This is a genomic window from Bacillus sp. GB_SG_008 (genome assembly GCF_052038115.1).
Taxonomy (GTDB): Bacteria; Bacillota; Bacilli; order Bacillales; family Bacillaceae_G; genus Bacillus_A; species Bacillus_A rhizoplanae.
In genome coordinates, this window is sequence record NZ_JBPZSK010000003.1 from 326,203 (window position 1) to 351,610 (window position 25,408).

General features: G+C 37.6%; 25 protein-coding genes, 1 pseudogene and 1 other annotated feature (1 of these 27 cut by a window edge). Of the genes and pseudogenes, 2 read left to right on the forward strand and 24 right to left on the reverse strand.

All coding sequences use genetic code 11. The annotated features are described in order from the left end of the window. Nucleotides 1-71 precede the first annotated feature (71 nt). The gene (locus ACTDJC_RS09405; protein WP_440603223.1) at nt 72-467 is read right to left on the reverse strand and encodes a DUF3888 domain-containing protein; all 396 of its coding nucleotides are present in this window, start codon (nt 465-467) and stop codon (nt 72-74) included. A 191-nt stretch (nt 468-658) separates the two neighbouring features. Here ACTDJC_RS09405 and ACTDJC_RS09410 point away from each other — a divergent pair, with 191 nt between their 5' ends. Together ACTDJC_RS09410 and pssA are read left to right on the forward strand one after the other, a co-directional pair. Continuing rightward, entirely contained in the window at nt 659-2,545 is a 1,887-nt protein-coding gene (locus ACTDJC_RS09410) for an LTA synthase family protein (protein WP_440603224.1), read from the forward strand. Nucleotides 2,546-2,931: 386 nt separating this feature from the next. Beyond that, nucleotides 2,932-3,633: a CDP-diacylglycerol--serine O-phosphatidyltransferase gene (gene pssA, locus ACTDJC_RS09415; protein ID WP_098309498.1), complete on the forward strand. Its 702-nt coding sequence runs from the start codon at nt 2,932-2,934 to the stop codon at nt 3,631-3,633. 298 nt (nt 3,634-3,931) lie between these two features. Here pssA and ACTDJC_RS09420 read toward each other — a convergent pair whose 3' ends face one another. The 23 genes and pseudogenes from ACTDJC_RS09420 to ilvB all read right to left on the reverse strand — a co-directional run bounded on the left by ACTDJC_RS09420 (nt 3,932) and on the right by ilvB (nt 25,232). Then, entirely contained in the window at nt 3,932-4,513 is a 582-nt protein-coding gene (locus ACTDJC_RS09420) for a DUF4256 domain-containing protein (protein ID WP_440603225.1), read from the reverse strand. Nucleotides 4,514-4,672: 159 nt separating this feature from the next. Then, nucleotides 4,673-5,302 (reverse strand): IS200/IS605 family accessory protein TnpB-related protein, encoded by a 630-nt coding sequence (locus ACTDJC_RS09425; protein WP_440603226.1) that lies wholly within the window; start codon nt 5,300-5,302, stop codon nt 4,673-4,675. A 184-nt stretch (nt 5,303-5,486) separates the two neighbouring features. Next, nucleotides 5,487-6,890, reverse strand: a complete 1,404-nt coding sequence (locus ACTDJC_RS09430) for a DJ-1/PfpI family protein (RefSeq protein ID WP_440603227.1) — start codon at nt 6,888-6,890, stop codon at nt 5,487-5,489. Between the two features lie 37 nt (nt 6,891-6,927). Continuing rightward, a pseudogene (locus ACTDJC_RS09435) lies at nt 6,928-7,126 on the reverse strand (ATP-binding cassette domain-containing protein); the annotation flags it as partial. 588 nt (nt 7,127-7,714) lie between these two features. After that, nucleotides 7,715-8,686: an NAD(P)-dependent oxidoreductase gene (locus ACTDJC_RS09440; protein ID WP_440603228.1), complete on the reverse strand. Its 972-nt coding sequence runs from the start codon at nt 8,684-8,686 to the stop codon at nt 7,715-7,717. Nucleotides 8,687-9,023: 337 nt separating this feature from the next. Next, nucleotides 9,024-9,182, reverse strand: a complete 159-nt coding sequence (locus ACTDJC_RS09445; RefSeq protein ID WP_440603229.1) for a DUF4025 domain-containing protein — start codon at nt 9,180-9,182, stop codon at nt 9,024-9,026. 76 nt (nt 9,183-9,258) lie between these two features. Beyond that, entirely contained in the window at nt 9,259-10,257 is a 999-nt protein-coding gene (locus ACTDJC_RS09450; RefSeq protein WP_440603230.1) for a histidinol phosphate phosphatase domain-containing protein, read from the reverse strand. 12 nt (nt 10,258-10,269) lie between these two features. Continuing rightward, a complete protein-coding gene (locus tag ACTDJC_RS09455; RefSeq protein ID WP_098309503.1) occupies nt 10,270-10,593 on the reverse strand; it encodes a phosphoribosyl-ATP diphosphatase in 324 nt (107 codons plus the stop codon). A 12-nt stretch (nt 10,594-10,605) separates the two neighbouring features. Further along, entirely contained in the window at nt 10,606-10,911 is a 306-nt protein-coding gene (hisI, locus tag ACTDJC_RS09460) for a phosphoribosyl-AMP cyclohydrolase (RefSeq protein WP_098309504.1), read from the reverse strand. Beyond that, nucleotides 10,908-11,666, reverse strand: a complete 759-nt coding sequence (hisF, locus tag ACTDJC_RS09465) for an imidazole glycerol phosphate synthase subunit HisF (RefSeq protein WP_440603231.1) — start codon at nt 11,664-11,666, stop codon at nt 10,908-10,910. The genes hisI and hisF overlap by 4 nt, the downstream gene beginning before the upstream one ends. Further along, on the reverse strand, nt 11,660-12,379 hold the full coding sequence (gene hisA, locus ACTDJC_RS09470) for a 1-(5-phosphoribosyl)-5-[(5-phosphoribosylamino)methylideneamino]imidazole-4-carboxamide isomerase (RefSeq protein WP_440603232.1): 720 nt from the start codon (nt 12,377-12,379) through the stop codon (nt 11,660-11,662). The genes hisF and hisA overlap by 7 nt, the downstream gene beginning before the upstream one ends. Then, on the reverse strand, nt 12,352-12,981 hold the full coding sequence (hisH, locus tag ACTDJC_RS09475; RefSeq protein ID WP_429713620.1) for an imidazole glycerol phosphate synthase subunit HisH: 630 nt from the start codon (nt 12,979-12,981) through the stop codon (nt 12,352-12,354). The genes hisA and hisH overlap by 28 nt, the downstream gene beginning before the upstream one ends. 1 nt (nt 12,982) lies before the next feature. After that, nucleotides 12,983-13,567, reverse strand: a complete 585-nt coding sequence (gene hisB, locus ACTDJC_RS09480; RefSeq protein ID WP_336482702.1) for an imidazoleglycerol-phosphate dehydratase HisB — start codon at nt 13,565-13,567, stop codon at nt 12,983-12,985. Further along, entirely contained in the window at nt 13,567-14,859 is a 1,293-nt protein-coding gene (hisD, locus tag ACTDJC_RS09485) for a histidinol dehydrogenase (RefSeq protein ID WP_440603233.1), read from the reverse strand. Before hisD ends, hisB begins: the two co-directional genes overlap by 1 nt. A 12-nt stretch (nt 14,860-14,871) precedes the next feature. Further along, entirely contained in the window at nt 14,872-15,507 is a 636-nt protein-coding gene (gene hisG, locus ACTDJC_RS09490; protein WP_098309510.1) for an ATP phosphoribosyltransferase, read from the reverse strand. Then, nucleotides 15,483-16,745, reverse strand: coding sequence for an ATP phosphoribosyltransferase regulatory subunit (gene hisZ / locus ACTDJC_RS09495; RefSeq protein WP_440603234.1), 1,263 nt, complete (start codon nt 16,743-16,745; stop codon nt 15,483-15,485). Before hisZ ends, hisG begins: the two co-directional genes overlap by 25 nt. 685 nt (nt 16,746-17,430) lie before the next feature. After that, nucleotides 17,431-18,009, reverse strand: coding sequence for a 3-isopropylmalate dehydratase small subunit (leuD, locus tag ACTDJC_RS09500; protein ID WP_098309512.1), 579 nt, complete (start codon nt 18,007-18,009; stop codon nt 17,431-17,433). Next, the gene (leuC, locus tag ACTDJC_RS09505) at nt 17,987-19,381 is read right to left on the reverse strand and encodes a 3-isopropylmalate dehydratase large subunit (RefSeq protein WP_440603235.1); all 1,395 of its coding nucleotides are present in this window, start codon (nt 19,379-19,381) and stop codon (nt 17,987-17,989) included. The genes leuD and leuC overlap by 23 nt, the downstream gene beginning before the upstream one ends. Further along, nucleotides 19,381-20,445, reverse strand: a complete 1,065-nt coding sequence (gene leuB, locus ACTDJC_RS09510; RefSeq protein WP_440603236.1) for a 3-isopropylmalate dehydrogenase — start codon at nt 20,443-20,445, stop codon at nt 19,381-19,383. The genes leuC and leuB overlap by 1 nt, the downstream gene beginning before the upstream one ends. A 14-nt stretch (nt 20,446-20,459) precedes the next feature. Then, nucleotides 20,460-21,983, reverse strand: a complete 1,524-nt coding sequence (locus ACTDJC_RS09515) for a 2-isopropylmalate synthase (protein WP_098309515.1) — start codon at nt 21,981-21,983, stop codon at nt 20,460-20,462. Between the two features lies 1 nt (nt 21,984). After that, the gene (gene ilvC / locus ACTDJC_RS09520; RefSeq protein ID WP_098309516.1) at nt 21,985-22,995 is read right to left on the reverse strand and encodes a ketol-acid reductoisomerase; all 1,011 of its coding nucleotides are present in this window, start codon (nt 22,993-22,995) and stop codon (nt 21,985-21,987) included. 27 nt (nt 22,996-23,022) lie between these two features. Further along, nucleotides 23,023-23,538: an acetolactate synthase small subunit gene (ilvN, locus tag ACTDJC_RS09525; protein WP_098309517.1), complete on the reverse strand. Its 516-nt coding sequence runs from the start codon at nt 23,536-23,538 to the stop codon at nt 23,023-23,025. Next, nucleotides 23,538-25,232, reverse strand: coding sequence for an acetolactate synthase large subunit (gene ilvB / locus ACTDJC_RS09530; RefSeq protein WP_440603237.1), 1,695 nt, complete (start codon nt 25,230-25,232; stop codon nt 23,538-23,540). The genes ilvN and ilvB overlap by 1 nt, the downstream gene beginning before the upstream one ends. A 73-nt stretch (nt 25,233-25,305) precedes the next feature. Then, nucleotides 25,306-25,408: a binding site (T-box leader), on the reverse strand; it runs 125 nt beyond the window's last position.

Here is a 25,408-nt window from a genome sequence, read left to right on the forward strand (position 1 = left end):
TTTAATTTTCAAGCATCTTTTTGTTGCTATTAACAATATCAAATGACTAATTTATTTGTCAAACACTTTTTTCAAATCGGTTTACGGCAATTAATTTTCGTATCATCTGGTAAGCGCTTTACATCTATATTTTTCACAGTCCATTCACCACTATCATTTTCAAATGTAATCGTTACTTTTTCAAATGGCGGAAGCTTTCTCCCACCTGTTCCTGGCTCATATTTAATCATTTCGATAGATGTCCGAAACAAATATGTACCGCTGTACATTTTTTTTATACTAACAATTTTAGGGCACTCATACGGCTTTTGTTTTCCATAATGTTTTTGAATTGCTTCATTTATTCTCGGAAACAGCACGGAATAAAGTGCATCTTCTAGTAATAATGGCTCATGCTCAGCAGAGAAAGAAGCTGGATTTCCAAGTAAAATGAAACAACTTAATATAAAACAACATATTTTCTTCATAGTACTCCTCCATCTATCAATCAATGCCTTTATTTTATCCTTCTCTTCTTTTTCTATCCAATTGTTAGAAAATCATCCACAATTTCGCTATGTTTTTATATAATAGTACACATAGTAAAAAACATATAAATATGTAGCCTGTCATATACATAAAAGAGGCGGTTACTTGTAGGTAGTAGGAGGAGCCCGTTATGATACAACGTTTGTTTCCAAAAGTACGATTTGCTCTCGTGGCTGTCGTCTTATTGTGGATCAAAACATATATTGTATACAAATTAGCTTTTGATATGAAAATTGATAACGCTTTCGAACAAATTATGTTGTTCTTTAATCCATTAGCTTCATTATTATTATTTTTCGGTTTCGCTTTATTAGCAACAAAACATCGAAACCGAATCATTATCAGTATTAGTATCGTGCTATCCTTTATTTTATTTGGCAATGCTATGTTTTACGGATTTTACGATGATTTTGTAACATTCCCTGTATTATTTCAAACAAATAATATGGCTGATTTAGGGACAAGTATTAAAGAACTATTTACATATAAAACACTTCTTTTATTTGCTGATGTAATTATTTTAGCCATTTTATCTCGTAAATCCCCTAATTTTTGTGACACTACTCCTCTATCTCGGCAAGAGAAACGAACGTTTTTTAGTGGTGTAACAGCAGCATTAGCTTTGCAAATGGTTGTTTCAGTTATTTATAAACCACAACTTTTTTCACATTCATTTGATCGCCAAACGGTTGTGAAAAATCTTGGTTTGTATACTTATCATGTTTATGATATTGCACTGCAATCGAAATCTTCTGCTCAGCGTGTTTTTGCAAGCGGAGATAGCTTTTCTGAAATTGATAACTACGTAAAAACAAAGGATAGACAAGAAAACAAAGAGTTGTTCGGCGTGGCAAAAGGTAAAAATGTTATTTTAATTTCAATGGAGTCCACACAAAGTTTTGTCATCAATCAAAAAATAAATGGAAAAGAAATTACACCATTTTTAAATGACTTCATTAAAGACAGCTATTATTTCGATAACTTTTATCATCAAACTGGACAAGGGAAAACATCGGATGCCGAGTTTATTATTGAAAACTCCTTATACCCGCTTGATCGTGGCTCTGTTTTCTTTACACATGCTAATAATGAATATACAGCCACACCAGAGCAACTCAAAAAATATGGATATTACTCTGCTGTATTTCATTCAAATGATAAAACATTTTGGAATCGTGATTTGATGTATCCTGCACTCGGATATGATCGTTATTTTAATTTACAAGACTATACAGGTACAGAACAAATGTCTGTTGGTTGGGGATTAAAAGATAAAGAATTCTTTGAACAATCTATTTCAAAATTAAAATCTTTACCACAGCCGTTCTATACGAAATTCATTACATTAACAAATCATTTTCCTTTTTTGCTACAACCGGAGGATCAATCCATTGATGAATACAATTCAGAAAGCGACGTTGTAAATCGTTATTTTCCAACTGTACGTTATACAGATGAAGCACTGAAACATTTTATTGAACAATTAAAAAAAGAAGGCTTATACGACAATTCTATTATCATGATCTACGGAGATCATTATGGTATTTCTGAAAATCATAATGCTGCTATGGCACAATTTGTTGGAAAAGAAACACTTACTCCTTTTGATATGATGCAGTTGCAAAGGGTACCGCTCATCATACATATTCCTGGTCAGAAAGGAAAAATCATTTCAAAAGTTTCTGGACAAATTGATGTAAAACCGACGCTTCTTCATTTACTCGGTGTGAAAACAAACAACTCTATTGAATTTGGCACAGATTTATTTGAAACAAACGATGAACCACTTGTGGTTATGCGTGACGGTAGTTTCGTAACAAATGATTATATGTATACAAAAAATGTATGCTATAACAAAAAAACTGGTGAGCCAACTGATATTAACATTTGTCAACCATATATCGAAAAGGCAAAAACAGAATTGAATTACTCTGATAAACTCATTTACGGTGATTTGTTACGATTTGACCCGCATAATAAATATAAGACTGGTACGATGATAACGAAATTTGAATAAGGTGAAATTTTAATCAGATAGGGGTTTTCCATCCTCCACCTAGCTTCTTTGTTTTCTCTAAATATTGATGTGGTTGTAGGTTTTACTTCCTATTGATACAGAATAACGAACTAACCTCGAATTATGACAATTCGGGGTTTATTTTTAACGTAATATGTCCTTTATTTCTCCAAAAAGCAGGTTGTATTATATACTTTATTCATTCCAACAACATAATGGATTTCCTTGATTAATACTTCCGGTTTTACAACAAATGAAAATCCAATGAAATCTTTCTCAAAACGAAGAATTTTTTCATACTAGCACAGGAAATTTATGTTATGATAAAAAGGATAAACTTCCATAAACTAATCAAGAATCTATAAAAGAAAGCAAGGGATCAGATTTTGTACAGAGCAGCCATTCCAAACTTATTTACGCTCGGAAATTTATATAGTGGATTTCTATCCATCGGCTACGCTTCATTAGGATACTACAAATCAGCGGCAATTTTAGTTTTAATCGGAATGATGCTAGATAGCCTTGATGGAAGAATCGCGCGCTTACTTCGTGTCGATTCACAACTCGGAAAAGAACTTGATTCATTAGCAGACGTAGTTACATTTGGTGCTGCACCCGCTGTATTGATGTATTACACATCCTTCTCTAATTACGGTATTATCGGATTATACATAGCAGGACTTTTCCCTCTATTTGGAGCATACAGATTAGCTCGCTTCAATGTCACACCATCATCAACATCAATGAAATACTTTACTGGTGTACCAATTACAGCTGCAGGCGGTATCGTTGCTTTCTTAACGTTATTTTCACATGTGATTCCAAAAATAGTACTTATTACAGTATTCGTGGCATTTGCATTTCTTATGGTTAGTCGTATTCGTATTCCAAGCATGAAAGATGTACCCATTCCAAAATATAGTATTATCGTAACACTCTTTTTAATTGGGATTATTTATACGATGTATAAAACGAGCTTTGGTAATATTTCAGTTTTTCTATTCATTGCTATTCCGCTCTATATTTTGTTTATGCTGTCACAATTTCTTAGACAACGACCGGCACAAAAGAAGCGAGCAAACAAATAGTAAAAAAGAATCCTTCCTGTCATAAGGAAGGATTCTTTTTTTATCCCGCATTAACAGCTGTAAGAGTCCGATTCGATTGGGCGGGCTGTACACAAATAATAAAGTTGTTATAAAAATTATCAAGACTTAAATCGTAAAAAGTCATAAAAAATAAGGGGTGATACATATTATACATGACTAATATGTATCATCCCTTTTACTTTTTTTTCATAATCGCGCCCGATAGTTGAAGAATGAAATTAAAACTTTTCCCTAGGTGATCTGTTCTCAAATTCAAATTTAGCTGTCTGTACAAAATTTAGACCACTAGCGAGCCACGAAAACCCCTGGCAGCATAGTAGGATTCTGCTCCATTGTGATACACGAAGACGTGACCAAAGCGACGATCGCAAAAAAGTGCACCGCCGAGTTCTCTAATATCAGTGGGTGTTTGCACCCAACTCGACGTTTTCATATCAAAATTTTCAAGTTTCTGCAACGCTCGATATTGTTCTTCAGTCAAAAGTTCTATGCCCATAAAAGTTGCCATATCAATAGCGTTATTTTCAGGTTTATGTTTTTCTCTTGACTCTAGCGCTTCACGGTCGTAACAAACACTTCTGCGGCCTTTAGGACTTTCCGCTGAACAATCACAAAAAATGTATTCGTCCTTCTTTTTATCATAACCAACAACATCCGGTTCACCGCCAGTTCTTTCCATTTCATTGAGCGACCACAGTTTTTCAGTATTTGCATCCAGCTTTGCTTGGACTTTAGCCCATTCAAGACCTTTATGACGGTTCATGTTTTTCTCAAAACGGGCTTTCAATACTCTGAGTAATTCTTCACTTTGTTCTTGTGACAACTCCTTTTTATCACTGATTTTATTTCTCTTTGTCATGTTAGTTCCCCCCTTATTGTTTTTACTCATAATGGTTTAAGTATAACTATCTATTTGTTTTATATTGAACTATCCCCACCTAAAATCCTAACGGACTTTTGAGGAAGGGGATTCCCAAAAGGGACAACTAAGACAAAATGCTTAGTAGACCATACCCATTCAACAAGGTATAGTTTTTCTGCTTTCAAACTTAGACAAACCTTTTACTTCCAAGTCTGTAAGAGCCCCTGGAGGAAAAAGTTCGTTCACAGAACGAATCTTGTTATGGTTCGAAAGCTCCATCTGATAGAATGTGTGAACATGCAAATCAGACAGGATGCCAGACAGCCACTTCCATTGCGCCCAATGATGCAGACCTACCATCTTCTCTGGTAATAGTGAATACAAAATTGGTGGAAGTTTTTCTTTAAATCCCATTGCTCTTCTAGCAATGACATAAGAAGCTGTTTGGTGAATGCTGATACCAAAACGTTTCATATATTTGATTTTACCAATTTGAGAAGTGTACGCTGGATTTACTTCAAATACTGCTATACCCATCTTCTCGGCACGGCTTTGAATAGCTGAAATCATCTTTTTGTAAGCAAACATGCTCATCATCATGTTTGCCTTTTTGTTGCCATAAGGGTTCTTAATCTTTGCTTTTGTTGTGTTTAATTTTTCTACAACAATCGGTTTGTTTGCTTCTACAGCCATATCAACTAATGTAATGGCTTCTGCTTCCATAATTTTAGTAATTTGTTCTGATGTTTCACCTAAAATATCAAAGGATAATACACCCGTTTTCATTAGTTGCCCTTGTTTATTGATGTTTGACCAAGCAAAGTGATCAAAATTACAGTCTACTCCAATGACACCATCGGATTTGCTGAAGTTTTTATTTTGCTTCTCTTCAATATCTATTAAACATTTAAAAATGTAGTAATCCCCGTGATCTTCAATTGCCCAACTAATTGGTTTTCCTGCATTCTTTTTATCTGTGCAATTCCATTGAGGTATTAATTACTTTGGGAGTTCTCTTCTTCATAATGAATCGTCTGTCTATATAGAAAGCTACCAAAAGAGCCAGTAAACCTGTTAAAATCATATCGCTGTATGTTCCAAGTGGAAGCGGTTTACCTTCAAGATGGATACCATTTGCACGATATTCAAATCGTTTTACAGCGTGCTTTGCAGTTAAAAGGTCTTCTTGTTTAGCTAAGTCTTCCAATGGCGCTTCGAATACATATCTGTTGGGTGAATCACTATGAATAAAGAGGGTCTCTTTAGCATTACCCTTTTCATCCCAAAGTCTTACATCTGCTGCCGCTAGTGATTTTGCGTCGCCACCTGGTATGATCATTTTGTCTAATTTTGGAGCATTAGATATTTGATGCCTAGCCAGTATATTAAGATGATGTTTCGTAGTAATTGGTGCATCCGAACTAGAAACGGTGAAGACTTGTGTCGTTCCGGTGTCTCCATAAGAATCAAATATAGAAGATAAAGCTATTTCATCCATATCTTTATACAGAAGTACCCCCATTTGTTTCTTATTCCAATGGAATCCAAGATTTAGCCAATATGTTGCAAATTTTATATCCACGTAAAAAGGGTGGTCCACCTTTGGATTTTGAACGAATTGGTAAGAAGGATAACTAATTTCCTTAGATATTTTTGCGGCCACGGGTTCTCCTAGTTTCTGAGATATTAGGTGAAGTACTGCATCGATACCTGCGCTTTGACCGGCTGAAGTTAGGGTATTTCCTTCATGAACATACCTCACATCCTCTTTCCAATGTGTATCAGGATATTGCTTCATTAATATGGGTAGGAATTGCCAGTGTGAGGTGGCTGATTTCCCTTTTAATAAACCTGTATCGGCAAGATTCTTTGCTCCACCACAAATGCTGAAAAAAGTGGTAGTTTTACTGCTGGAATGTTGTTGAATCCATTCGCGAGTTGGTTGATATTTCTGTTTATCTACTCCGGGCATATAAGGGACCACAATAATATCTGGACTTTTATTTAATAGGTTATCCAGTTCTTTATAAGAGTAATGTGGTATTACATCCAGTCCGCCTGACAAGGACTTCACGTTTTTGTCCGGTGCAACGGCGTATACATTATAGGCATCCGTCATAGAAAACAGTGTGTATGGAATGAGAAAATCGAAATCTTCAGTTGGTATTGATGAATCCGCCATCACAACTGCCACAGTAGGTTTATTAGGGTCATACTCAGGGACTTTCACTCCTTGTAGCGAAGGAACTGGCTCATGGCGGACGTTTGAATAAAAATCTTTTTGATGGCGATTAAAGCCATAGAACCCGATCCCCACAAAAAACATAATAAAAATTAATACATAAACAGCTAAACGTAAGAATAACTTCTTCATTTTTTTCCTCCTCGTAATTTTATACATACTACCATCCGCCATCAATCAATATCTTGCCGGGCTTCGGCAAATCAAGCCCTCCTAGTAGTTGCAGCAAGGTGCTCTATCCCGCCCCCGCTCGGACCCATGATCGCAACGAATTAGCCTTTCCGGATGTGAATGTTGTTATTCTTTAACGCAACTTAATCTCCCGATTCCAATGAATAGACTTTTGATACATTCTCAACATAAATCATGTATTTTACTTCCAAAATGTGCCGCTTGTTATCTACCCTCACATTGTACTGAATTTGAATTGGTAAACACCACACACTTTGCGGAGTATCACGCAAAATTTCGTGATACCCCTGTAAGGTATATGTTCTATCTTGGTTCCATATTACTTTTTCTTCTAAAGCTTTCATAATTGTGCTAGAGCTTAATTTTTTCATCAGACTTCAGACTTAGCTGGTTTCAGACCACAAAAAAGACAGAGACTGAAATAGTCTCTGCCAAATATATTGCCTTAAAAACCGATATCAAGTTAAAAGAGATAGACCGTAACTTGAACAATAAATAATTACTTCGCTTTTTGTGTCAAAAATGACTTAAAGGGAGAGAATTTTTTCCTCTCTTCTCAACTAAACTGCCCGTTAGTTTGAGTGAAGCCTTCACAATCTCTACTCTATATTTCAACATAAATATCCAATTTTATTGAAAACGTTCCTCAACAATCTGGCCCGATTGTTGACTTCTAAGAATAAAATTTGACAACTTTATTCTCTCTACACACGAGCTTTCCATCAGTGGGGACGAAGAAAATCCCCACTGATGGAAGTTTCACTTTATTTCATTATAAGTTCTTTTTTATACACCGGAGTTAATGGCTCATTTCCTTCTAACACCGCTAAAATATTACGTACTGCCATTTCTGCCATTGCATCACGTGTTTCAATCGTTGCATTTCCAATATGAGGTGTTAACACAACGTTTGTTAATCCTTTTAATTTGTCTGTAATTTTCGGTTCAAACTCGAACACATCAAGTGCTGCTCCTTCAATTTCCTTTGTTTCTAAAGCATAAGCAAGCGCTTCTTCATTCATAATGGGACCACGTGCCGCATTAATAATATAAGCAGTTTGTTTCATCATTCTAAACTGTTCTTCATCAATCATATGATGCAACTTTGGATTATACGCACAGTTAATCGTAATAAAATCTGCTGTTTGTAATAGTTCTTCTAGCGTTACATATGTTGCCTCTAATTCTTGCTCCGCCTCATACTTACGACTTGGCCCTGTATACACGATATTCATACCAAATGCTTTTGCTCGTTTTGCTACTGCTTTTCCAATTTCTCCAAGACCAATAATACCAATTGTTTTACCGTATACTTCACGCCCTAAGAAAAAGAGCGGTGCCCAGCCATTAAAGCCAACTGTACGACATAGCGTATCGCCTTCTGGAATACGGCGCGCTGCCGCTAAAAGAATTGCAAACGTTAGCTCTGCTGTTGCCTCTGTTGAAACTTTTGGCGTGTTTGTTACCGCTATGTCTTTTTCCACTGCATATTTATAATCAATATTGTCATACCCAGCACCGTAGTTTGCAATAATTTTCAAATTCGGTGCTGCATCGATAACTTCTTCCGTAACTTTTGTTGAAAGTAAGCTTAATAATGCATCTTTATCTTTTACACGCGCTACTAGTTCTTCTGTGTCAATTAATGCTTCTTTATCATACATTTCCACTTCATGATCTCGTAATAACTGTAGTCCGATTTCTGGAATTTGTCCTGCTACTAAAATTTTCGCCATGTTTAAGCATCCTTTCTTTTTTACATAAAGTAAAACCTCATCATTTTTGGATAAAAATATGCTCATTCAATATTATTGTAAAAAATCACGTCGAAAAAAGACAAGGAATTTGATTAAACTATCATTATTCTTATCACTCTTCTTTACAAAATTGTGAAAAGAGGCTGAATACATTCAGCCTCTTTTCAATAGAAATTTCATTTTAACCCGCACTAACGGGCAGTAAGATCCCACCTCAAGGTTTAGAGAAAGCGAAGAAGATAGATAGGGAAAAGCCTGATTGGTTCAACTAACCATCAGTGGGGGGATGAAGCCCCCCACTGATGGAAGTTTCACTTTATTTCTCTCTTCCTTGCTCTAGCTTCACATCAATCGTTCCTTCTGCTACTGTATCACTAATTTGTTCTTGTATAACCGATTGCTCTGATTGGTCTTTTTGTAGGGCATTGCTCTGATTCGTTAACTTCCCGGTATCTTTATATTGTTGTTTCTCCATAAGAAAATCCTCCTTTTTTGTTCAACGTTAGTGTAAACAAAAAAGGAGGTTTTCATCACAAAACATTCTCTGTTACTTATTCAATCGGCTTCATGTTCCGGATTCGTTTTTCAAATGTTGCAATGTGCGTCACACCATGATTACGAAGTGTCTCTATATTTTCTTTTACGTAGCTACCTAAATCATTCGGGAAATGCGCATCTGAAGAAATCGTAATTGGAACACCATAATGCACTAAGCGTTGTAAAAACAAAGGGCTCGGACACATTTCTCTTACAGGATATCGATAATACAAGCCAGCATTCACTTCCGTAGCCGTATTTGTTTCAATTAAAGCCTTAGCAATTTTCTCATAATACGGTAATTGCAGATTTTCATCTATGCGATAGTTAAACACTTTAATATTATCTAAATGTGCAACAATATCAAATAAACCAGAACGTATCGCTTTTTCTAAAGTACGGAAAAATTCAGGATATAATACATGTAAATCATGCTGTCTAAAATAAGCGTCCGTGTCTGGATTATCAAATCCCCATCCATTAATAAAATGTACAGAACCAATGACATAATCCCAATTTCCTAACGTTAATAACTTCGCTAGTTCCTCTTCCCCGCCAATAAAATAATCTGCTTCTATTCCAAGCCGTAATATCACGCCTCGTTTGCTCCATCTTTCTTTCGCATCTTCAATTGCTTTAGTAAAATTTACAATTGACTCTACTCTCACCTGATCCAGCCATTCTTTTTGCAGATGTCCAAGTTCTGTATCACTAATATCGACATAGCGCTCATAGTATTCCTTTGCCTCGTAAAAACGATATAAGTGGTCAACTATTCCAACTTCCCGTATTCCTTTACGCACTGCTTCCTCTAAATATAAATCAATCCAATCCGATGAAAACGCGCCTTCCTTTACACGCTTTTGCAAACGTTCCCCAGCTTTTAAGATCCATTCCATTGAATGTTTCTCTTCCTCAATCGGTGCAAAATACTCAAGCGCTTCATTTGTGCGAGATAACCACCGCATTGAATACGGACCTTCTTCTAAATGAAGGTGATAATCTACTCTCATCTTTCTCCCCTCCTATAATGTATCAATTTCTTTTCGTTCGCCCACTCTCGATAATTGTCCTTGACGTTTATTTAATTCTTCTACTATCTCTTGTAATGATATATTTTTTTCTACTAGTAACACTAAGCAATGATACGTAAAATCAACAACTTCTTTTATAAGCTCGTCTTTCTCATTATTTTTCGCTGCAATTACAACTTCAGTACATTCTTCTCCTAATTTCTTTAATATTTTGTCTTCTCCTTTTGTAAATAAGTAATTCGTATACGACTCAGAGATAGGATTCTCTTTTCGCTGTTGAATTGTTTCATATAACTGTCGCAACACATCGCTCATTTCCTTATCCCCCTATAACACCTTATTATGAAAACATGACTTTTCTCCTGTATGGCAAGCTACACCTACTTGCTGGACAACTACCATAATAGAGTCTTGATCGCAATCTAAATATAGTGACTTCACGTGTTGAACATGTCCTGATGTTTCTCCCTTATTCCACAAACCTCTTCGTGAACGAGAATAAAACCAGGTCGTTTTTGTGTCTAATGTTTTTTCATACGCTTCTTCATTCATATAAGCTAGCATTAAAACATCTTTTGTACCCTCTTCTATCACAACAGCTGGCAATAGCCCTTTTGAAAAATCCGGCTTCACAATCTCACCTCAATTTGCGCTTCTTGTAACTTTTGTTTCGTTTCTTGAATGGTTGCGGTGCCGTAATGAAAAATAGAAGCCGCTAACGCCGCATTTGCTGATGTTCGCTGAAAAACTTCTGCAATATGTTCAATTGACCCACATCCACCCGAAGCAATTACTGGGATACCAACTGCTTTTGAAACTGTTTCTGTTAAAAGTAAATCATAGCCATCTTTTGTCCCATCTGCATCCATGCTCGTTAAAAGTAATTCCCCAGCACCTAAACTTTCCACGCGTTTTGCCCATTCGATTACATCTATTCCTGTATCAATGCGGCCTCCATTTACATATACATTCCACTTGTTTTCTCCGACCCTTCTTGCATCGATTGCAACAACTATACATTGAGAACCAAATTGCTCCGCTCCTTCTTGTATTAACTCCGGTCTTTGTACTGCTGCTGAATTTAATGAAACTTTATCTGCACCAGCTCGAAGTAACGCATACATATCTTGGACAGACGAGATTCCACCTCCAACTGTTAGGGGAATAAATACTTGAGATGCTGTACGTTCTACGACATCAATCATTGTTTTTCGTTCTTCGTACGTTGCTGTGATATCTAAAAACACAAGTTCATCGGCACCTGCCTCATTGTATGCAGCAGCGATTGCAACAGGATCACCAACATCTTGTAACCCGACAAAATTTACTCCTTTTACAACACGGCCATTTTTCACATCTAAACATGGAACTATTCGCTTTGTTAACATATGCCTGTCACCTGCAATGCTTCTTCTAAAATAACTTTTTTATCATATAATGCTTTCCCAATAATAACGCCATATAAGTTCATATCCTGTAATTTCTCAACATCAGCAAGTGAGCTCACACCGCCGGAAGCAACAATTTGAAGCGAAACCTCATCTTGTAATTTTTGTAATTGTTCAAAATTTGGACCTGTAAGCGTTCCATCTCTAGAAATGTCAGTAAAAATAAGCGTCTGCACACCCACTTTCTCCATTTCCTTTGCTAGTTGCACATAAGACGTTTCAGACACATCTAGCCATCCTCTCGTTGCTACATAACCATTTTTAGCATCAATTCCAACAATAATTTTATCTCCATATAAACGAACTGCCTCTTCTACAAATGAACGATCATATAATGCTGCTGTTCCAAGAATTACTTTCATTACTCCAGCTGCTAAAAGTGTTTCAATTGCAGCAATTGAACGAATCCCGCCTCCCACTTGCACTGAAATTCGCACTGCCTTGCAAATGTCTTCAATGACAGAAAGGTTTTCTGAACGCCCCGTAACAGCTCCGTCCAAATCGACAATGTGCAGTACACGTGCACCAAGTTGTTCGAATAACAATGCCTGTGCAACTGGGTTTTCATTCATTACTGTTTCTTGTTGAAATTGCCCTTGATACAAACGAACGCAACGACCACTTTTTAAATCGATAGCTGGGAAGATTTCCATGTTTCTATAACCTCCTTAAAATTTCGTAATATTTGAATTCCTATTTCACCACTTTTTTCAGGATGGAACTGAGCTCCAAATACATTTCCTCTTGAAACAATTCCTGGTACTAGAACACCATACTCACTAGCGCCTACTACAACGTCATTTGGACATTGCGCATAATAAGAATGAACATAATAGACGAATGCGCCATCCTCTATTTCATTCCATAAAGGATGCTCCTTTTTCTTTTGTAGCTGATTCCATCCCATATGAGGAATTTTATATGGTACGTCTAATTTTCTTACCGTTCCTGGAAGCAATCCTAATCCTTTCGTTCTTTCAATCTCTTCACTTTCTTCAAATAAAAGCTGCATCCCTAAACAAATTCCAAACAGGGGTTTTCCTGCAATCGCAACTTGCTTCAAAACAGAAATAAGTCCCTTTTCTTCTAAACAACGCATCGCTCTTGGAAACGCACCAACTCCCGGCAAAATAACGCCATCGCTATTCAGAAATGCTTCTGCTTCATCTGTTACAATATACTCTGCTCCAATATGTCTTAACGCTTGCTCTACACTTCGAATGTTGCCCATTCCATAATCTACAATCGCAATCATATTACAACATTCCTTTCGTGGAATTTACTCCTATAATTTTTTCATTTTTTTCGGTGGCATCATGCAGTGCACGTCCAAACGCTTTAAAAAGTGCTTCAATTTTGTGATGCGTGTTGCTTCCATATAAAACACGTGCATGTAATGTTATATTTGCTGTATGAGCTACCGCACGAAAAAATTCTTCAGCTAACTCCGTATCAAAATCACCAAGTTTTGGATTTGTAAATTCACCATCAAATACGAGATAGGACCTTCCACTTATATCAACTGTAACAAATCCTAACGCTTCATCCATCGGTACATAAGCTGTGCCATAACGATTAATTCCTGCTTTATCACCAAGTGCTTCTTTCAAACAATTCCCAAGAACAATTCCAACATCTTCTACCGTATGATGAGCATCAATATGCACATCACCATCCGCTTCAATTTGCAATCCGAAGCGGCCGTGCTTTGCAAATAATGTCAACATATGATCAAAAAAACCTACTCCTGTTTGAATTGAAACTTCTTGATTGCCATCTAGTTGCAGCGCTACGGAAATCTTTGTTTCAGTGGTGATTCTCGTTTGTTTTGCAGTGCGCATCATTTTTCCCCTCCTCTAAAGCGAATCTCAATTGCTCTCGCATGAGCTTGTAAGCCTTCTTTTTCTGCTAGATTGACAATATGCTGTTGCACTTGTCCTAGAGCTTCTTTTGTATAAAATAAAAAGCTCGATTTTTTCATAAAATCATCAACAGATAATGGAGAAAAAAACCTTGCCGTTCCACTCGTCGGTAACACGTGATTCGGACCTGCCATATAATCACCTAACGGTTCCGGCGCATACGGACCTAGAAAGATAGAACCTGCATGTTGAATATACGAAAGAGCTGTCATCGGTTCTTTTATGTGCAGTTCTAAGTGTTCCGGCGCAATTTCATTTGAAAGCTGAAACGCTTGTTCCAATGAATCTACAACAAGAATCGCTCCGTTTCTATTAATGGATTCACGAGCTATTTCACTTCTCGGAAGGCTCATCAATTGTTTTTCTATTTCCCTATTCACTTCCTGCGCTAATTCTAAACAAGTTGTGATACAAATAGCGGTTGCACGTATATCATGCTCTGCTTGTGATAATAAATCAGCAGCAATATACGCTGCATTCCCCGTTTCATCAGAAATAACAACAATCTCAGACGGGCCAGCAATCATATCGATATGAACTGAACCAAATACTTCTCGCTTCGCTAATGCAACATATATATTTCCTGGTCCTACAATCTTATCAACACGCGGAATCGATTCTGTTCCATATGCTAGCGCAGCAATTGCTTGTGCTCCCCCTACTGTATATACCTCATCAACTCCAGCAACTTTTGCTGCTGCTAAAATATGCGGATCTACTCCTTCACAATTCGGCGGTGTTACCATGACAATCTTGTTGACGCCCGCAATTTTTGCTGGTAAGACATTCATGAGAACTGATGATGGATATGCTGCCGTTCCTCCTGGTACATATACACCAACAGTTTGCAATGGACGAACTAGCTGTCCGCGAATAATCCCCTCTTTCTCTGTATCAATAAAACCTTGTCTCTTTTGCTTTTCGTGATAGGAAATGATATTATCCTTTGCTTTTTCCAATGCTGCTAAAAATGCCGGTTCAACACTTTTATATGCTAATTCCAGTTCTTCTTCCGAAACTTGAAATTGATTCAACTCTACTTTGTCAAAAGCCTTCGTATACGAAAATAGCGCTTCATCTTTCTGTCCTTTTACACTTTCAACAATTTTCCTCACATCTTGTTGAATCGTTTCTTCTATTGTGTTTGCCTGTTCTCTTAGCTGTTTTACCTTCCATAAAATATTAGAATAATCCTCATATACAATTTCCATATTTACCCTCCTTCATTCCTTTTCTATTAAGACAGTTTCCACTTTATTTATAATATTGAATATTTCGTCTTTTTTCATTTTTAAAGATGCTTTGTTTACAATTAAACGTGCTGAAATGTCGCAAATTTCTTCAAATACTACTAATCCGTTTTCTTTTAATGTTTGTCCCGTTTCTACAATATCAACGATTGCATCTGTTAACCCTAACAAAGGAGCAATCTCAACAGAACCTTCTATTTTAATAATTTCTACATCTTCTCCCTTCTTGCGAAAATATGCAGAAGTAATATTCGGATACTTTGTTGCAATCCTCTTTTTGTTATAACCGTTTGGACTATACGACGAAACGGAAGCAACGCAAAATTTACAACGTCCTACCCCTAAATCAATCATTTCATATACATCGTTTTCATATTCAAGCAAAATATCTTTGCCGACAACACCAATATCAGCTATACCATGTTCTACATACGTTACAACATCAACTGCTTTTACAAGAATGAATGAAATTTGAGAATTATTACTTTGGAATACAAGCTTCCTTCCTTTATCTTTTAGTTCTGAACAATCAATACCGATTCGTTCAAATAACGGAATTACATGTCGTTCCAATCTCCCTTTCGTTAACGCAATTTGAATGTTACGCATGAGGATTCTCCTTTTTTCTGCATGATCCATTTCCCTTTCCAAACATATTCGACTAAAGCATCTCCCGATACATCAATCACAGTTTTCACATCGCGCGCTCTTGCAAATTGAAATGTATCTTGTAAATTTCCCAACATTGACAGTTCTACCTTTATACCATCTTTGCCAAGTAAAATACGTAATTTTTCTGCTTCGGAAATCATATCTAACGAATAATATATGAGAGCATCTATTTGTTTTGGGTATGAATTTTCGTTCCGTTCTTGTAAAGTACGTACAATTTGATTTACTTGTATTGCTAATCCTACTGCAGGGAAAGATTCACCAAAATTTCCAATCAATTCATCATATCTTCCACCGCTAACAATCTCTTCTCCAACATCGGATATATATCCGCGAAAGATTACACCAGTATAATAATTAAGATGTTGGATCATCCCCAAATCAATAGATATATATTGACCATAACCAAGGCGATCGATGTTTTCATATATGTTTTTTATCCTCGCAATTGCTCTTTTCATTTCCTTACTCACAGCAAGTTTTTCAGCTTCTTCAACTACTTCTAATCCACCAAATAAACGAGGTAATTTTTGTAATAATCGTACTGTTTCATCTTGCATATCTAACTGCTTTTCTTGTAAAAAACGGGACAAAGCGGCAAAATTTTTACTCTCAATATATTCTCGCAATGCGTATTCATCTTCTTCTCGCAAAGACAATTTCTTCACAATGGATTTATAGAGTTCCACTTGGCCAATTTCAATTTTAAATGATTGAATGCCAGCTGATTGCAAAGCTGCAATCGCGCTTACAATACACTCAATTTCAGCGCGTATATTATCAATACCAATAATTTCGATTCCAGTTTGTGTAATTTCATTATATTTCCCTGTTAAAGATTCATTTGCTCTGAAAACATTTCCACTATATGTTAATTTCAAAGGAGTTTTCATCTTTTTTGTTCCAATTACACGTGCTAGCGGAATTGTCATATCCGGTCTAAGAACAAGGATGCGTCCCTCAGAATCAAAAAACTTATACATTTTCTCCTCGTCAATAGGACGGTTTTGAAATGCAAACACATCATAAAATTCAATCATAGGTGTCCGTATTTCTTCGTATCCTCTCTCGATAAATGTACGTCTTAATCTTTGTTCAATCTCTTCCATTAATGTACATTCTTGAAACAAAAAATCCTTTGTTCCATTTGGATTGGCTCTTTTCCATTTTTTCATCGTTACACCTCTACTTTCTTGGCACATGTCTACAAAAAATCTACAAAGATAACATATTTAATATGCGTCTCTTATTTGTCCATTATGAATTTCTTGAACTACTCTCATTTCCAAGTCAGCTAGCGCCCATAACACATTTGAAACGGGAAAATTTAGATACATTATTTGTTACGAGTTCATCTTCTCCAGTACTCATACATTCAAAACATAGCGCTTAGAAAACGAAAAAAGAGCTATGTAGATAAAAATACCTACATAGCTCTTTGGAGAATGTAGGTACACAGGAATAACCCTTGTACCTACACGTTTTTTCACGCTAGGTTCAAGGGTTTATGTATGATGATGTCGTGTAAATGAAATGACTGATTGTAAAGTGAACATTGTCATTACTCCCTTTCTCCTCTTTGTTTGAAGTCAGTATACTACCAATTAAATCAAAAGTAAATAATTTTCTTTCATTTTTTTGAAATAATATACGATTAACTCTCATATAAATACAAGTTTTAAAATTGAAATAATATCTTTCTTTTTAAATAGAAGAGAGCATCTAGCCATGCACAGAAGCGACCAGACCCTCTCTCTCCCCATAAAATGCTATAACAAAGAGAAAAAACAAGTGTAGGCCACTTTTTCTTCTGCATAGCAGCGACTTATATGTTAAAAAAACAAAATGAATATATATACATTAACGACCTATTTTCATCTCGTATTCTGTAATCACACCTTCATATTGAAGCGTAACTCCAATATCATCTAAACCACTGAGCAACTTTTCTTTCCACATCGGTTCAATGGAGAAAGAAAAGCTTTCCTCAGGAGTTATTACTACTTCATTCTCTAAATCTATTTCTATCATCGCCTGGGGCGCTATAGATGCAAGCTGCTTACGAATTTCCTTTCCCATCACAATCGGAAGAATCCCATTTTTTGTACAATTCATATAAAAAATATCGGCAAAACTTCCTGCGATAATAGCGCGAAACCCATAATCAGCAAGAGCCCACGGTGCATGTTCTCTAGAAGAACCGCAACCGAAGTTTTCTCCTGTAATTAGAATCGTAGCACCTTTTCGCTCGGGAGCGTTCAATGGAAACGCAGGATCTTCTTGACGATTATCTAAATAGCGCCATTCATCAAATAAAAACTCTCCAAATCCTGTTCTTTCAATCCGCTTTAAATACTGCTTCGGAATAATTTGATCCGTATCAATATTATCACGCATCAATACTGCAGTCGTACCTTTATGAATATGAAATGGCTCCATCGTAGTTCTCCTTTCTCACATCAACAAAATGACCGTAAATTGCAGCTGCAGCAGCCATAGCTGGACTAACGAGATGCGTTCTTGCTCCTTTTCCTTGTCTTCCTTCAAAATTACGATTTGAAGTAGAAGCACAATGTTCACTTTCTGGGACTTGATCTGGATTCATCCCAAGACACATCGAACACCCTGGTTCCCTCCACTCAAATCCCGCCTCTTCAAATATAAGATGTAATCCTTTTTTCATCGCTGCATCTCTCACTTGCTTTGACCCAGGGACAACAAGAGCCCTTACTCCTTCTTTTACCTTCTTTCCTTTCACAACCGCAGCGGCAATTTCTAAATCAGATAAGCGGGAATTTGTGCAAGAACCGATAAACACGTGGTGAATTGGAATATCCGCTGTACTTTGTCCTGGTTGAAGTCCCATATAAGCATACGCTCTTTCATCATTGATATCATTTGCCTGCGGAAGAACTTCATCAACGCGCAGCCCCATCCCTGGATTTGTTCCCCACGTAATATACGGTGCTAAACTTGCAACATCAACCGTAATAACCATGTCATACACCGCATCTGTATCCGTGTATAATTCACTCCACTTTGTAACTGCCTGTCCAAACTCTTTTGGTGCGTATTGTCGCCCTTTTACATAATCAAACGTCACTTCATCCGGTGCAATAATCCCAGCCTTTGCACCGCCCTCAATCGCCATATTACAAAGCGTCATCCGCTCTTCCATCGTCATTTCTTTTACGGTTTCACCATAAAACTCTATGACATGCCCCGTACCAACGGCTACTCCATATGTAGCAAGTACATGTAAAATAATGTCCTTTGCATATACTCCTTTTGGCAATAATCCTTTCAGTTCAATTCCCATCGCTTTTGGTTTGCGTTGCCATAATGTTTGCGTTGCTAAAACGTGTTCTACTTCACTTGTGCCAATTCCAAATGCTAATGCACCAAATGCTCCATGTGTTGATGTATGACTATCACCACATACAATTGTTTTTCCTGGCTGTGTAAGTCCAAGTTCTGGACCAATAACATGTACAATCCCTTGTTCCTCATCACCCATATCAGCTAACAGTACTCCAAATTCCTGACAATTTTTGCGAAGTGTATCCATTTGCTGTTTCGCAATTTTATCTGTAATATTCCAAACATCTTTTGTTGGAACATTATGGTCCATCGTCGCAAATGTTAAATCAGGCCGTCTAACTGTTCGATTCGCAAGCCGCAAGCCTTCAAACGCTTGCGGCGATGTCACCTCATGAACAAGATGCAGATCAATATATAGTAAATCCAGGCCGTTTTCATTCGTTGCTACAACATGTCGCTCCCAGAGTTTATCTAATAATGTTTTCCCCATTATCTCCCTCTCCCTACCAGTGCCTGTTCTTCCATCGTTTGTAATACATACTTTGTAAACGAAGTTGTCGTTTCATTCCCGCCTAAATCTGCTGTACATTTTCCAGAATGAAGGACTGTAGAAATTGCTTCTTCAATTGCTTCTCCTTCTTTTCTTAATCCAAATGATTGCCCAAGCATCATTGCAACGGAGCGAAGCATTGCGATTGGATTCACTTTGTTTTTCCCAGCAATATCCGGCGCTGATCCATGAATTGGTTCATAAAGAGATGGACCATTCTCCGCATGACTTGCAGACGGTAACATACCTAATGACCCCGCTAATACAGATGCCTCATCACTTAAAATATCGCCAAATAAATTTTCTGTAACGATAACATCAAATCGTCTTGGATTACGAATGAGTTCCATTGCTGCAACATCTACTAATAAATGCTCTAACTCTACTTCTGGATAGCGAATTGCTACTTCTTCTGTTACTTGTCGCCATAGTTTACTAGATTCTAAAACATTTGCTTTGTCGATAGACGTTACTTTTTTACGACGTTTTTTTGCTAATTGAAATGCATATGAAACAATTCGTTCTACCTCACGGCGATGATAAGTAAGTGTATCTGTTGCCACTTCTTCTGTCCGCTCTTTCGGAAATGAGAAATAGATACCGCCTGTTAACTCACGAACAACGACAAAATCAACTTGCTCTGCCGCCTTTAGTGGTGATAAATGCGCTGTTGCCTCTTCAACGGAAACCGGTCGAACATTTGCAAATACCCCTAAGCCTTTTCGAAGTGTAAGAAGTCCTTGTTCAGGACGCTCTTTTGCATGATCCCAATATGGACCTCCAACGGCACCAAGCAATACTGCATCACTTGCTAAACACGCTGTTAATGTGCGAGGTGGAAGCGGCTGGCCAAATGCATCAATCGCCGCTCCTCCAAACAATTCATCCTGCAAATAAAAATGATGACCGTATAACCTTTCTACCATCTCTAACACTTGTTTTGCGCTAGCCATAATTTCTGGCCCAACTCCATCACCAGCTAAACAAACGATTCGTTTTTCCATCTTCAAGCACTCCTTTACGATTTTGTAAGTGATCGTAATGTTTTTAATTTCCCTGCTGCATATACGTAAGCACGAGCTGAAGCTTCCAGTACATCTTGCGCTACACCAAAACCTGAAACTTGGTGTCCGTCTTCTTTCAACTCAACATGAACATGAGCTAACGCATCTTGTCCTTGTGTAATCGATTGAATACGATAGTCAGCAAGCTCACATTTTAAATGAAGAATTCTTTGAATCGCATTATAAATTGCTTCAATGCTACCGGCCCCAGTCGCGGCATCCTCCAGCACATTTCCATCAGTATCTTCTAAACAGACGGTTGCACTTTGAATGCTGCTTGATACAAAATGAACTTGCAATTGTTTAATATCGTACTGCTGTTTAGCAAACGCAGTTTCTCCCAATACAAGCGCCTGTAAATCTTCTTCTGTAATTTCTTTCTTTCGATCAGCTAACCGTTTAAAAGCATGGAACGCTAAGTCCCGCTCTTCTTCTGTAAATTCATAGCCTAACTCTTTCATTTTTTCTGTAAAGGCATGGCGGCCAGAATGTTTTCCGAGTACAAATTTATTTTGTTCTTCCCCTACAAGAGAAGGTGAAATAATTTCATAAGTAGATGCTTCTTTTAAAACCCCATCTTGATGAATACCAGATTCATGGGCAAACGCATTTGCACCAACGATTGCTTTATTTTTCGGAACAACCATGCCTGTTAAACGGCTTACAAGTGTACTTGTTGCTTTAATTTCTTTTAATTGCATGGAAGATGACGCCCCGTAATAATCGTTTCGAATATGGAGAGCAACTGCAACTTCTTCGAGAGCAGCATTACCAGCACGTTCTCCAATTCCATTAATCGTTCCTTCTACTTGAAGTGCACCGCCTTCAATTGCTGCTAATGAGTTGGCTACTGCCATGCCAAGATCATCGTGACAATGGCAGGAGAAAATAGCTTTCTCAAAAGATGAAACATGCTCTTTTAAATATCGGAAAAGAGAAAAATATTCCTCTGGATTGGTATATCCTACTGTATCGGGAATGTTAATTACATCCGCTCCAGCGCGAATTGCAACCTCTGCAGCTTCTGCTAAAAAAGAAGGTGTTGTTCGCGTTGCATCTTCTGCAGAAAACTGTACCGTTGAAAATAATGATTTTCCAAGCTTTACAGAACGATGAATTGTATCTAATACTTCATCCTTTGACATACGGAGCTTATATTTCATATGAATATCGCTCGTTGCCAGAAATACATGTAATCGAGGAGATACGCCTCCTTTTAACGCTTCATATGCAGTACGAATATCACTTTCCTTCGCACGGGCCAGACTCATAACAGAAGCATTTTGAATTGTTTCAGCTATACGTTTCACTGACCGAAAATCACCTTCAGAAGCGGACGCAAAGCCCGCCTCCATCACATTAATTCCAAGCCTCTCTAACTGCCGTGCAATTTGTAATTTTTCTTGTTCATTTAAATTTACTCCAGGCGATTGCTCCCCATCGCGAAGCGTCGTATCCATGAACAAAATTTGCTTCATATTACTTAACCTCCATTTTCACTCTCGGCTTTACAAATGGCATCATCTCACGTAATTTACGACCTACCACTTCAATTTGATGCGCATTCTCCTCTGCATTAATTGCATGGAATTTTTGTCTTCCTGCTTTATGTTCAGCAATCCATCCCCTAGCAAACGTTCCATCTTGAATATCTTTTAATACTTCTTGCATCGCTTGTTTCGTATGCTCTGTTACAACGCGCGGCCCTGATACGAAATCCCCCCACTGTGCTGTGTCCGAAACTGAGTAGCGCATATTTTCTAATCCGCCTTCATACATAAGATCGACAATAAGCTTTAGTTCATGTAAACATTCAAAATATGCAAGTTCCGGTTGATAGCCAGCTTCTACTAATGTTTCAAAACCCGCTTTCACAAGAGCAGTTGCTCCTCCGCAAAGTACTGCTTGTTCTCCAAATAAATCTGTTTCTGTTTCTTCTTTAAATGTCGTTTGGAGTACACCGGCGCGAGTTGCTCCGATTCCATCTGCATACGATAGTGCCTTTTCATAAGCTGTTCCTGTTGCATCTTGATAAACCGCAAATAATGCTGGTACCGCTGCGCCTTCTACAAATGTTCGGCGTACAAGATGCCCGGGTCCTTTTGGCGCTACAAGAAATACATCCACATCTTCCGGCGGTGTAATTTGATCAAAATGAACGTTAAACCCATGAGCAAACACGAGTGCATTTCCTTCTTGTAAATTCGGTGCAATTTCTGTTTCATAAACTTCCGGCTGTTGTTCATCTGGAAGCAATACCATTACAACATCTGCTAGTTTTGTAGCTTCAGCAACCTTATATACAGAAAATCCATCTTCTTTTGCCTTTTCCCAAGACTTCCCTTGACGAAGACCTACAACAACGTCAAAACCGTTATCACGTAAATTTTGCGCATGAGCATGACCTTGAGACCCATATCCAACAATCGCTACTTTCTTTCCTTTTAATACATTTACTGTTACATCCTTTTCATAATAAACTTTTGCCATTTTCTTTCTCCTCCTATATTTTAATAATTAATTAATTAACATTACTTGTTGTTTGTCTTGCTTTTTCATACTTCTTGTAAAGGCTGTTACTCCTGTTCTTGCAATTTCTTTTAAACCATATGGACGCAATAATTCAATAAGCGCTTCTACTTTTTCTTGTGCCCCTGTTACTTGAACGACGATGGAATCCTTTCCAACATCTATAACAGCTGCGCGAAACGGTTCAATTAAACTATATAATTCAGATCTAGAAGCAATTGTCGTAGACACTTTAATAAGTGCAAGTTCTCTTGCAATCATTGCTTCTTCTGTAATATCAGATACTTTTAATACATCAATTTGTTTATGAAGTTGCTTAATAAGCTGCTCCACTTGCTGGACATCTTCAACGTGAACAACAAATGTCATTCTTGAAATATGTGATGATTCTGTATGCCCCACTGAAATACTTTCAATATTAAAATGCCTCCTCGTCATCACACCTGTAATACGGTTTAAAACCCCACTTTGATTTCGAACCGTTGCTGTAACAATCCGTTTCACTATTCCACCCCCTCCATTTGGTGAACACCTTTTCCAGGAGCAACCATAGGCATAACTTTTTCAGATTGTAAAACACGGCAATCAATAAGAACAGGTTCTTGTAAATTCATCGCTTCTCGCAATTGTTCTTTTGCCGTTAGCGGATTTTCAATACGGATCCCTTTAATTCCATAAGCGTGGGCTAACATAGCAAAGTCTGGTTGACAAGAAAGCACAGAATGAGAATAACGCTGATTATAAAACTCATCTTGCCATTGTCTTACCATGCCGAGTGCTTCATTATTTAAAATCAGCACTTTAACGGGAAGGTGATGTTCCTTTAAAACACTTAATTCTTGCAATGTCATTTGAAAACCGGCATCACCTACGATTGCTACAACGAGTTCATTAGGCTCGGCAATTTGTGCTCCAATCGCAGCTGGCAGACCAAACCCCATCGTTCCTAGTCCTCCTGATGTAACCCATTTATCAGGCTGTTTCAATGCATAGTATTGTGCTGTCCACATTTGATGCTGTCCAACATCTGTCGTTATAATTGCATTTCCATTTGTAACTTCATAAAGCATTTGAATTACAGCCTGCGGTTTTAACATTTGTGAATCGTCTTTATAGCAAAATGGGTAACGATTCTTTCTTCTTCGTAAAAGCTGTAGCCATTCTTTATGATTTTGTTTCTCTCCTTTACACTCTAATAACGCTTCTAGAGCATGTTTAGCACTGGCTACAATTGGAATTTCCGTCACAACGTTTTTTCCAATTTCTGCAGGATCAATATCAATATGCGCTATCGTTGCTCCCTTTGCAAAGTAAGCTAAATTTCCAGTCAGACGATCATCAAAACGTGCCCCTATATTTATTAACAAGTCACATTCATACAAAGCCATATTTGCTGCGTAAGAACCATGCATACCACCCATTCCTAAAAACAATGTATCATCGGATGGAAACCCTCCAAGACCAAGTAATGTATGAACGACCGGAATCTGATACATACGTGCAAATGCAGTTAATTCATTTGCTGCTTTTGCATGCAATACGCCAGCACCCGCTAAAATAAGCGGTTTCTTTGCTACTTCAATTGCTTGTAGCAGTTTGTTAATTTGTAGTTGATTCGGATGATAATTCGGCTGGTACCCAGGTAAATCCATCTCTACATTGCTACATCGCTCTCCCATTTCTACAACCATATTTTTCGGAAGATCAATGACGACTGGACCTGGTCTACCTGTTGCTGCAATATGGAATGCTTCTTTTATAATCCTTGGTAAATCCGAAACATTTCGTACTTGATAGTTGTGCTTTGTGACAGGCATTGTAAGTCCGATGATATCCGCTTCTTGAAAGGCATCACTTCCTATAAGCGTTGTTGAAACTTGCCCAGTAAATACGACAAGCGGTAAGGAATCCATCATCGCATCCGCTAAACCAGTAATCACATTTGTCGCCCCTGGTCCACTTGTAGCAATAACAACACCTGGCTTTCCAGTAATTCTTGCATATCCTTCTGCTGCATGAATTGCTCCTTGTTCATGCCTTGTTAAGATATGAGGAATTTCACAATCGTAAAGCGCATCATATAGCGGTAAAACAGCTCCTCCTGGATAGCCAAAAATGACTTCTACCTTTTCCTTTCTAAGCGCATTTAACAATAACTGTGCACCGGTTGCCATTTTCTCTTCCGTTTTTGAAGACATCGTTTCTACAAACCTCCTTTATGAAATACGCGTATAAATAAAAAAGTCTTTCGCCCACACTCCAGCTATGTGCTGAAGGGACGAAAGACTTCGTGGTACCACCCTTCTTTGCAAGAAAAATTCTTGCCTCAGTGACTCTAATAGAGTCAAGCTAATAACGGAGCTACCGTCCAAAC